The organism is Bavariicoccus seileri WCC 4188 (genome assembly GCF_000421665.1).
In the GTDB taxonomy this organism is placed as follows: Bacteria; Bacillota; Bacilli; order Lactobacillales; family Aerococcaceae; genus Bavariicoccus; species Bavariicoccus seileri.
Genome location: NZ_ATXL01000054.1, coordinates 1 through 11,761 on the forward strand (window position 1 = coordinate 1; position 11,761 = coordinate 11,761).

An 11,761-nucleotide genomic window follows, 5' to 3' on the forward strand; every position below is an offset into this window, starting at 1 on the left:
TTTTTGTACACCCAAAGGGTGCGGTAAAAGAAAAGAAGAACCGTGCGTTAATAAGCTTTTAATAGAGTTTCAGAAATTCTATGAATTATTCAGGTTTATAGATAACTATAAGCAAATGTGATTAAACGCTTAACTTTATTTGAGTCCCTATATGAAAGGTTTTTAGTATAAGTATTCCAATTTTTTTAAAATAATTATTGAAAACGTTGACATATTTTTTGCGTGGTGGTATTATTCATTTGTTGAGTTAAGTAAAACGTTTAACGTATTTCTGGGGAGAAAAGAATGAAAAAAATAACTATCAAAGATATTGCAAGAGAAGCAGGTGTGAGCATAGCAACTGTTTCAAATGTTATGAACAACAAACCAAATCGAGTTTCGGAAAAGAAAAAAAGAGAAATTCGTAAAGTAATGGATAAATATAATTATGCTCCTAATTTAAATGCTCGCTCTTTAGTTGCCCAAGAATCAAAAATGATTGGTATCTTATATTACTCTACAAAAGATGAAATTGATTTTGGCGATCCCTTTATTTCGGATTTGATGACTGGGCTTGAATTCGAAGCAAAGAAACTTGGTATGTTTATTATGTTCCATGGATTTAATGAATTGAAGGATATAGATGTATTACAACGAAATTGGAATTTTGATGGCTTTATTGTTGTAGGGGCATTTGAACATATCATTAATGAGCTGATCGATAAAATTAGTAAACCAATTATTTTTATTGATAGTTATTATAATATTCCTATCACAAGATCAAATATTGTTTTTGTAAATAATGATGATAGGGAGCTTAGTTACACTGCAACTAAATTACTATTAGAACATGGTCATCGTCAAATTGCTTTTTTTAGTCCGAAGTTTTCATTGAATGATGACGGGGTTGTGCCTCAGAGGTATCTTGGATATGTTGATGCACTTGTAGAATACGGTTTAAAACTAGATGAAAAGCTCTTGTTTTCCGAGGATAAGTTAGAGAACTTTGTTTCAGAAAAACAAAGTTATACCGCCTCAGTAATTAACTCAGATTATCTGGCAGCACAATATATTCATAGGTTGCGTGATTGTAAATTGAAATTTAAATCTTTGGTAAGTTTTGACAATAATATATTTGCTAAATTATTAGATCCTTCCTTGTCTACAGTTGATCTTAGACAGAAAGAAAAAGGTAAGATTTCTGTTAGTAAAATAAATACAATGTTGCGAAATCCGGATCAAACGGTAGACAGTCATTTCCTAGTTGAAGGGGAATTAATCAAACGTAAGTCGGTTTTAGAAAGGACAGAATAGAGAATGGTAAAGGCATCAAGCAAAAACAAAATCATGGGGGATAATTATCGTTTCACATTATTAACCCCGTGTTTAATACGAATGGAATACTCAAAATCAGGATGTTTTATAAATCAAAAAACACAAGTAGTGCTGGACAGAAATTTTCCTGAATTCGAATTTGATTTTGTCGAATCGGAAAATTCCCTTGAAATCTATACAGACTATTTTCATCTAAGTTATGATAAGCAAGAGTTTACAAGTCAAGGGCTGACCATAGATATGAAATCAAATTTCACTGATTATAATAATAAATGGTTTTATGGTGAAGTAGTTGATACGCTAAAAGGTACAACTCGCACACTTGATAATATTAATGGAAGTACTGACTTAGATGAAGGAATAATTTCTGAGCAAGGATATGCAGTTCTCGACGATTCCAATTCGTTCATTGTAGCGGAAGATGGGAAAGCTATTCCGAGGACGGATAACGATGTTGACATTTATTTTTTTGGGTATCAGCATCAGTACAAAAATGCCTTACATGACTTTTATAAACTAACAGGACCAACTCCTGTAATACCAAGATATGCTCTAGGAAATTGGTGGAGCCGTTTTTGGGCATATACGGATGAATCCTACTTGGCTTTAATGGACAGATTTAAAAGTGAGGAAATCCCTCTTGCAGTTAGTGTGCTGGATATGGATTGGCATATTCGAGATGTACCGGAGCGATTTGGCAGCGAGTGGACGGGCTACTCCTGGAATAAAAACCTTTTTCCAGAACCAGAAAAGTTTTTAGAACAGCTTCATAATAGAGGATTGAAAATTACCTTAAATGTCCATCCAGCAGATGGTATTCGTGCATTTGAGGACTGTTATCCAGCTGTTTCTAAACGTTTAAAGTTAAACGTTTTACTTGAAGAACCAGCGGAATTTGATATGACTGACGATTCGTTTGTAGAAAGTTACTTTGTCGATGTGCATCACCCTCTAGAGGATCAAGGAGTAGATTTTTGGTGGATTGATTGGCAACAAGGAAATCAAAGCAAGGAAAATGGATTAGACCCATTGTGGCTCTTGAATCAATATCATTTTGAGGATATTGCTGAGCGTAAAGATGGTTTGATTCTTTCAAGATATGCAGGACCGGGAAGTCATCGATATCCTATTGGTTTTTCTGGGGATACGATTATTAGTTGGGAGTCACTACAGTTTCAGCCCTATTTTACCTCTACAGCTTCGAATATTGGGTACACGTGGTGGAGTCATGATATTGGTGGACATATGAAGGGTATACGTAATGATGAATTAACTCTGCGATGGATGCAATTTGGAACATTCAGTCCCATTAATCGATTACACAGTTCTTCTAGTCCTTTTAATAGTAAAGAGCCTTGGAACTTTTCTGGCGAAATTTTTCTCTCAATGAAAGAAGCTCTTAGAGAACGGCATCGTTTGTTGCCATATTTGTATACTGCGAATATTGAAACTCATGAAAATGGTGATGCTCTAATTAGGCCGCTTTATTACGAATATCCTGAAGAAACCCAAGCCTATGAATATCAAAATCAATACTTTTTTGGTAGTCAATTATTAGTGGTTCCAATTGTTCACGAAACGAGTAAAACATATAAATTTGCCAAAGAAGATATTTGGTTGCCAGAAGGAAACTGGTATGACTATCATACTGGCCGACGATATGAAGGGAATACGGAATTAAGTATTTTCCGCAAAATTAATGAAACTGCAGTTTTTGCAAAATCAGGTGCTATCATTCCTACTGATTTAAAAATTATGGAAACAAATCCTGATGGTCTCCCTGAGGTACTTAATTGGAAAGTATTTCCTGGTGCAAATAATACTTTTGAAATGGTTGAAGAAGTAAAAGGAAGGAGATGTATAACAAAGCTAATTCTTGATTGGAATAATAGAAAGATTTTGATTGAAAGCAGTGGAGAAAAAGAGATTTTACCAGCAAACCGTCAACATAAAATTACATTGTACTGTGTAGAAAATCAAGATGGATCAAAATTGGCAAATGATATGTTTTGTGTTGAAATCAGTGATCAGGTTCACTTACCAGTCAATGAAGTTGATAAACAGTCAATGGACGAAATGATTTTTGAACGGATTGATTTACCAGATATTTCTTATGATGTAAAAAATCAGCTTTGGGAAAGTCTGAATCGGGAGTCAATATTTGCGAAGAAAATTAATTCAGTAAAGAAATTCAAGGATAGTATGCTTACTGACATGTTATTCGAAGTTTTTTATATTGAAGAAAGTTGAGGAGGAGTACAAATGATTGGCTCTAAGAAAAACAATGCTTTGTGGATTTGCTTATTCTTACTACCCAGTTTGATAGGTTTTTTGACCTTTATTATTTACCCAGTTTTCTACTCATTGGGTGTAAGTTTTACGGAGTGGGATTTAATTAATCCGATGAAATTTATCGGATTAAAAAATTATCAATCGTTGTTAAAAGATGCAAATTTTTGGAACTCTTTAAAAAACACATTTATATTTATTATCGGATATTTACCATCGGTGATGATAATTGGTTTACTAGTGGCGCTGCTTCTTAATAGTAAAATTCGCTTGAAGCCAGTATTCAGGGGAATCTATTTTCTTCCTGTGGTCACTTCTTGGGTGGCAGTTTCACTGGTTTGGAAATGGTTATTTAATCCAAAGTTTGGTCTAATCAATTATTTCCTGTCACTTATCAGTGTTCATGGTCCTAACTGGTTAAATGATCCCAAGACAGCCATGTTAGCCATCATCATTACAAGTGTCTGGAAAGATATTGGTTTTATCATGGTACTTTATCTAGGTGGTTTACAGAATATTTCACCATCTTTATATGAAGCCGCGAGTATAGACGGTGCAGATAATTGGCATCAGTTTTGGAAGATTACACTTCCAATGTTAAAACCAACTACTTTCTTTGTTTCAATGATTTCCTTGATTAATTCTTTCCAAGTGTTTGATCAGGTGAATATCATGACAGAAGGTGGACCTGGAGACTCAACTACAGTATTGGTTCAAAATATTTATAATTCAGCATTCAAATATTCCGAAATGGGATATGCTGCAGCAATGTCTTGGGTATTATTTGCAATAATTTTAGTTGTTTCTCTTGTGCAAATGTGGGGCGAAAGGAAGATGACAAAATGAAAAAAATTAATTTAATTACAGTTTTAAAATACCTTGTCATTCTTTTAGGTTGTGTGATCATGGTAATGCCCTTCTTGTGGATGGTTTCTACCTCGCTTAAAGAGCGTGGCGCGACAATGGTTTTCCCACCAGAGTTTTTACCAAAAAATCCTAAAATTGATAATTATCAGCAAGTCATTGAGCGTTTTCCAATGATGACATTTATGAAAAATTCGATTATTGTTTCTCTGTTAACTACTGTTGGAACAATTGTAGTTTCATCCATGGCAGCTTATGCCTTTGCACGTATGCGTTTTAAAGGCCGTAATGCATTATTTCTAATATATTTAAGTACTATGATGATCCCATCTCAGGTAATAATGATTCCACAATTTATCTTATTGAAAAATTTAGGTTGGATAGATAGCTTTCAAGGACTAATTTTGCCGAATATATTTGGAGTTTTTGGCGTTTTCTTAATGAGGCAATCCTTTTTGACAATTCCTACTGAATTGGAAGAAGCTGCCTATATGGATGGGGCCAATCATTGGACAGTCTTTACTAAAGTTGATTTACCTCTAGTGAAGCCTACGATTGCAACGTTGTTTATTTTTACTTTTATGCAATCATGGAACAATTATTTATGGCCACTCATTGTGACGAGTAGCCGTGAAATGGCCACTTTGCCATTAGGTCTGTCTTTATTGCAAGGTCGATGGAGTACTAACTGGAACTTAGTAATGGCTGGTGTCGTTATTAGTGTTATACCGATTTTAGCAGTTTACTTGTTTGCTCAGAAATATTTCATTCAAGGCATGACCATGAGTGGAATGAAAGAATAATAAAAATGGGGGAAAGAAAAATGATGAAAAAAGTTTTATTAACAGGTGTAGCAGCAACGGCAATGTTACTTTTGGGGGCGTGTGGAGGAGGAGGTAGTTCTTCAACCAATGAAGATCAAACAACAATTAAGTATTACAGTTTTTCTGCTACTCCGGATTATGAAGATCAACTGAACGAAATGGTTGAGAGTTTCGAACAAGAAAATGAAGATATCAAAGTTGATGTGGAGCTTGTTCCGTTTAATGATTATTTTACAAAGCTACAAACCTTAATGGCTGGAGATCAAGCTCCAGATGTCTTTGAGTTAAATTATGAAAATTTTGTTTCATATGCTGAAAAAGATGCATTGTTAGAGCTTGGTAAATACATCGATGAGGACAAAGACTTTGATTCTTCACAATTAAATAAAGAAGCGTTTGAAGCTTATCAATATGATGGAAAACAATTTGGTATGGTTGAAAGTTTCTCAAATGTTGTAACTTTCTATAATAAGGATTTATTTGATGAAGCGGGGATTGATTATCCAACAAAAGACTGGAGTTGGTCTGATGAGGTTGATGCTGCTAAAAAATTAACTGATGCAGACAATAATATCTATGGTACTTATTCACCTGTTACGATGAATGAGTTTTATAAAGTTGCGGCTCAAAATGGTGGAAAACTAAAAGATGACAGCGGGAATTGGACAATCAATGATCCAAAGAATGTTGAAGCATTAGAATACATGGTAAATAATGTAACTAAAGATAAAGTTTCGCCTTCCCCAGAAGAAATGTCAGGACAAAATTCAGAAGATCTGTTCTTAAATGGTCAACTTGCTATGGTACACACCGGAATTTGGATGTTCGGTCAATTTAAAGATGCTGATTTTGATTGGGACATTCAAGTTGAAGCAGGAAATACTCAAAAGGCGACCCACTTCTTTGCAAATGGTTTGGCAGTCTCCAAAGAAACAAAACATGCTGAAGCTGCATACAAATTTACTCGTTTTATGAGTGCTAGCAAAGATGTTGCAGAAATTCGAGTAGATAGTGGTTGGGAGCTTCCAGCAGTTACTGATGATGAAGTATTGGCTCCATATTTGGAACAAACCCCTCCGGAAAATCGTAAAGCGGTCTTTGATTCACTTGATTACTTGATTTTACCTCCAGTTGATGCTGAGTGGAGTAAGGTCAGTGATAGTTCAGATAAAGAATTCCAGAAAGTTTTACTAGGTGATGAATCAGCTAAAGATGCTTTAGATAATCTTCAATCTGAGTTTGGTGAATAATAATAACGAACAGGTCTGGGACAAGGATAGCTTACTTAATTTGTTCCAGACCTATATTTAGGAAAGGGATTACTTATGAAATTAGAACAGACTTTTTCTGAGGTTTTAGAGCAATATAACGATCTACTAAATAGCTCAGTAAATACAAATGCCATCTACAATCTTAATACTGAATTGGATAACTTGCCTGTTGCAGCAGCTATTGTATGGCTAAAAGTAAAATCTAACATAGAACTGGGCGAAGATGATTACGTTGTTATTAATGCAATTCAGTCTAAATGGTCTATGGAATATTCTAATGTTTTTGAAGAAGATGAGGATATTTATACGTCTAATTTAGCAATATTTTATATAACTCTATCTGAAGTAAAGAATGCATATCAATTATATGATTTACAAAAATCACTAACCGATATACGAGATTATGTATTCAACCATATGATTCGTGAAGGATCATTAATTTCTTCATTGAAAAAAAATAATCCGGATTATGATCTAGTGCTTAGTGTATTACCATTTGGGCTGTTTGCCCCAGAAGATTTGATTATGGTCTCAGGTATGAACAAACTACTTTCTTACAATAAAAGTATTGATCCAAATACAGCGGCATTATTAGGTATCTATTTCACTGAAAAATATGATTTTGTAAGGGCAGATAGCTATCTAAATCAAGCAGAAAATCATTCGAGTGAAGACACAGTACTTATAAAAATCCTTGAAACTTACTTACAGCAAAAAAAGGAAAATATCTCGACCAGTGTATTTATTCATAAACCTTTGGGAAATAGCAATGTATACAACCAATTACCATACGAGAGAGCACCTCATTACCCAACCGTAAAAGAGAAGTGTGTATTCAATGTCCAAGTGAACGCTTCCGATATTCAAGAAGTATTTATGCATTTAGAGGGAATCGCTGAAAAGTTCCCATGTCGTTTAGTTGATGAGACTTTACGCATTTATCAAGCAGTAGTAGAGATTCCTGCTAATTATCAAGGTGGTAATTACTTCTTTACGTTGATAAGTGAAAAAAATGAAAAATCTGAAGTCTACGAATTAGCTATTCAGAAAAATTCTGCGCTCAATAGAATTGAGTTTATTGGATCAAATGAAAAAGAAAATATCTACAGTATTAAAAATGAAGAAGAATCAATTTATCTGCTTTTTCAAGAAACTAAGCTTTTGCTAAGTCAAGAAAAACCTGAATTGGATTCAATTGAAGTTAATAAAAAAATGGCTAGAATAGATAGTCAAAATCATCTCTTTGTCTCAAATGAAACTTTAGCTTTCAGTCTTAGTGAAGACTTTGTGGAAATTCACGAGTTGGTTGGAAAAGGAATTATTGGAACGACCTTGCGTATAAAAGATAAGGCACAAATATATTATGGATTTGGCGAAAGGTACAATTCAGTAAACCAACTTGGCAATACAATTGATTGCTTTGTTTATAATCAGTATCGAGATCAAGGAACACGCACATACATGCCTATGCCTTATTACTTTACCGATTGTAATTATGGTTTATTTATCAATTCAAATTACTATACTAGATTTGATTTACAAGATAGCAATAAATTTGAAGTAGATATCTATATCGAAACCGGTGAAAACAATGTTTTAGCTGAAATTGATTTATTGCATGGCGATATGAAAGAAATGATCTCTCAGTATATTGGTTGCACCGGGGAACCATTAATGGTTCCTAGTTGGACTTTGGGACCGTGGATGTCTAGTAATAACTGGGATCGTGATAGTGTGGTCCGTGAGCAAATTGAGTTAACGAATAAATATGATATACCGGCGACAGTTATCGTTTTAGAACAATGGAGTGATGAAACGACTTATTACATGTTTAATGATGCTCAATATCCGATGCTAATGCCAGGAGAAGTACACACGTATGATCAGATGAATTTTCCAGAATGGGGAAGGTGGCCGGATCCAAAGGCACTGGTAAATCATTGCCATGAGAATGGTTTGAAATTCATTTTGTGGCAAATTCCGATTGAAAAGTATTTGAATCAGCAAAATCATCCTTTGAAAGATCAAGATGAAGCTTACATGATTGAAAAAGGATTTGTTGTTAAAAATATTGACGGTTCACCATATCGTATTCCGGAAAATTGGTTTACAGATAGTCTTTTAATGGATTTTACGAATGAAGAAGCGAAAGAATGGTGGTTTAAAAAGCGTCAGTATTTGCTTGATATTGGTGTCGACGGCTTCAAAACAGATGGTGGAGAAATGGTTTATGGTGCAGACGTGATGTTTTCTGATGGGAGTAATGGTCGTGAAATGCGTAATCGCTACCCAAAAGAATATATAAAAGCATATTATGAATTTGCACAACAAAATCAAGGAATTACCTTTAGTCGTTCTGGATATACGGGTGCGCAAGGTTATCCTGCACATTGGGCTGGGGATGAGCGTTCCACTTTTGATGCATTTAATCGTCAATTAATTGCAGGAATTAATTCAGGAATGTCTGGTGTGATTTTTTGGGGCTGGGATCTTGCTGGATTTAATGGGGATATTCCGACGGCAGAATTGTTTATGCGCTCATCTTCCATGGCAGCTTTTTGTCCTATTATGCAATACCATGCAGAAAGTAAAGGAGAATTTAATCAAGATCGGACCCCTTGGAATATTGCAGAACGAACTCAAACCCCAGAAGTAATAGATGTTTATCGATTTTTTGCAAATACTCGGATGAATTTAATGCCTTATATTTATAATCAATCACTTAAATCAGTGAACGAAAAAACTCCCCTTATGCGGGCGATGCAGATTGAGTTTCCAAATGAAGATTTTAAAAATTGTTATGATGAATTTATGTTTGGTAAATCCTTACTTGTCGCACCAGTAATCCATGAGGGGATGATATCTCGGAAGGTAAAACTACCTGAAGGAACATGGGTTGATTTTTGGAATCATAGTGTTGTTCAGGGAGGGAAAACAATTCATGTTAATGCAGAATTCGATCAAATTCCGGTGTTTATCAAGGAAAATTCTGCTATATTATTGAATCTAGGTGAATCTAAGACGATTGGAGAATCTATTGGAAATGATTTGACAAAATATACAAATGCAAAGCTAGTAGTGGTTGCAAAAGATAGCTTTAGTGAGACAATAGAAGACCATTTAGGGAATTTAATAACGATTGATGCAGATGCAAATAATCGAAAAGTATCAGTTAGCCAAAAATTGCCAATTGAGGTAGAACTTATTTGGCTATAGGAGGAAATAAAATGAAGAAAAAATGGTGGCAAAATTCAGTAGTATATCAAATATATCCTAGAAGCTTTCAAGATACTGATGGGGATGGCATTGGAGATTTAAAAGGAATTATTTCTCGCTTGGATTATCTTCAGAATCTAGGAATTGATGCAATTTGGCTTTCTCCCGTGTATCAATCACCGAATGATGATAATGGTTACGATATTAGTGATTATAGAAATATTATGACTGAGTTTGGCTCGATGGCGGATATGGAAGAACTAATTGCTGAAGGAAAAAAACGTAATATAAGAATGATTATGGATCTTGTTGTTAATCATACATCTGATGAGCATCCTTGGTTTGTAGAATCAAAGAAAAGCCGTGACAATGATTATCGAGATTACTATATTTGGCGGGATGCAGTAGATGGCGGTGTTCCTAATGGTTTGCGATCAACATTTAGTGGCACAGCTTGGGAATTTGATGAAACAACAGGACAATATTTCTTGCACTTATTTAGTAAACGCCAGCCTGATTTGAATTGGGAAAACGAAAAAGTTCGACAAGAAGTTTATGAAATGATGAATTTCTGGATTGATAAGGGGGTAGGGGGGTTCCGAATGGATGTAATTGATCTAATCGGTAAAATACCAGATCAGGAAATTACTGGCAACGGGCCTAAACTACACGACTATCTACAAGAAATGAATGAATCAACTTTTGGAGATAAAGATTTGATGACAGTTGGTGAGACTTGGGGGGCAACTCCTGAGATTGCAAAATTGTATTCTAATCCCGAGAGAAATGAACTTTCGATGGTTTTCCAATTTGAGCATGTAGGACTTGATCAACAAGAAGGAAAAGACAAATGGGATTTAAAACCATTGGAAATCCCTGATTTAAAGATTGCTTTGTCTAAATGGCAGAATTCATTGGGATCAGAAGGTTGGAACAGTCTGTTTTGGAATAATCATGATTTACCGAGGATAGTTTCTAGATGGGGCAGTGATCAAGAGTATCATGAAAAAAGTGCAAAAATGTTTGCTATTCTTTTGCATATGATGAAAGGGACCCCTTATATTTATCAAGGAGAAGAAATTGGAATGACAAATTATCCAATTTCTAATATTTCAGAAGCGGAAGATATAGAGACCATCAATATGTATCATGAACGAATGGAACAAGGATATTCCGAGGAAGACATCCTTTCTTCAATTAACGCAAAGGGCAGAGATAATGCCCGTACTCCTATGCAATGGGATGATACAGAGAATGGGGGATTTACAACAGGAAAACCATGGCTACATGTTAATCCAAATTACAAAAACATTAACGTCCAATCGGAATTAGTAGATCCAAATTCAATTTTCTATACCTATCAAAAATTAATTAAATTACGCAAACAAAATGAAATAATCGTGTGGGGTGATTATGAATTGTTAGAAAACACTGCTGATGAAGTTTTTGCCTATATTCGAGAACTTGGTGATGAAAAATGGCTTATAGCGGCTAACATTAGTAATCATGAGAATGAATTTAATATGCCATCAGAAGGGGGAGAAGTTGTCATTTCTAATTACGATATTAATATTCCTCTTGTAAAAACAATTGTTTTAAGACCATATGAAGCATTTGCTGTAAGGCTATGAAACATTAGTTTTGCATTTTTAGTATGAAAAAAGAGATGTTTGTACCGGCCTCCAAAGCTTAGAAAAAAATCTAACTTCTAACTTTAGTGTTCGGTATATTTTTCATCTTTCGTTTTTATAGATGCTATTCTAAGTAGTCGATAATTCATTAGTGGGGATTTGGCAGTAGAAACTGTTAATGAAGAGGTATTTGTGAAAATTGCTTACTAGTTTCGTAATGAAGTTGTGACATAAATACTACTTGAAATATAGTTTATCCTGAATAATTCATAGATCTAATTTTTTTGGGAAAATAACGTTTATACATCGATTTGAGTTGAATTTTCTTTTTTCAACCGGTTTGTACTTGCGA

7 protein-coding genes are annotated in these 11,761 nt (G+C 34.5%); all 7 read left to right on the forward strand.

Going from position 1 to position 11,761, the window contains the following annotated elements:
• Positions 1-285: 285 nt before the first annotated feature.
• The 7 genes from H541_RS0109435 to H541_RS0109465 all read left to right on the forward strand — a co-directional run bounded on the left by H541_RS0109435 (position 286) and on the right by H541_RS0109465 (position 11,409).
• A complete protein-coding gene (locus tag H541_RS0109435; protein ID WP_022797067.1) occupies positions 286-1,293 on the forward strand; it encodes a LacI family DNA-binding transcriptional regulator in 1,008 nt (335 codons plus the stop codon).
• 3 nt (positions 1,294-1,296) lie between these two features.
• On the forward strand, positions 1,297-3,564 hold the full coding sequence (locus tag H541_RS0109440; RefSeq protein ID WP_010740674.1) for a glycoside hydrolase family 31 protein: 2,268 nt from the start codon (positions 1,297-1,299) through the stop codon (positions 3,562-3,564).
• A 12-nt stretch (positions 3,565-3,576) separates the two neighbouring features.
• Positions 3,577-4,449 carry a carbohydrate ABC transporter permease gene (locus H541_RS0109445; RefSeq protein WP_022797069.1) on the forward strand — a complete coding sequence of 291 codons (873 nt, stop codon included), beginning with the start codon at positions 3,577-3,579 and terminating at the stop codon, positions 4,447-4,449.
• Complete coding sequence (locus tag H541_RS0109450; RefSeq protein ID WP_010740672.1) at positions 4,446-5,270, forward strand: carbohydrate ABC transporter permease; 825 nt, start codon at positions 4,446-4,448, stop codon at positions 5,268-5,270. Before H541_RS0109445 ends, H541_RS0109450 begins: the two co-directional genes overlap by 4 nt.
• 20 nt (positions 5,271-5,290) lie before the next feature.
• On the forward strand, positions 5,291-6,541 hold the full coding sequence (locus tag H541_RS0109455; RefSeq protein ID WP_022797070.1) for an ABC transporter substrate-binding protein: 1,251 nt from the start codon (positions 5,291-5,293) through the stop codon (positions 6,539-6,541).
• A 75-nt stretch (positions 6,542-6,616) separates the two neighbouring features.
• Complete coding sequence (locus H541_RS0109460) at positions 6,617-9,778, forward strand: glycoside hydrolase family 31 protein (RefSeq protein ID WP_022797071.1); 3,162 nt, start codon at positions 6,617-6,619, stop codon at positions 9,776-9,778.
• 11 nt (positions 9,779-9,789) lie between these two features.
• The gene (locus H541_RS0109465) at positions 9,790-11,409 is read left to right on the forward strand and encodes a glycoside hydrolase family 13 protein (RefSeq protein WP_010740669.1); all 1,620 of its coding nucleotides are present in this window, start codon (positions 9,790-9,792) and stop codon (positions 11,407-11,409) included.
• The last annotated feature ends 352 nt before the right edge of the window (positions 11,410-11,761 follow it).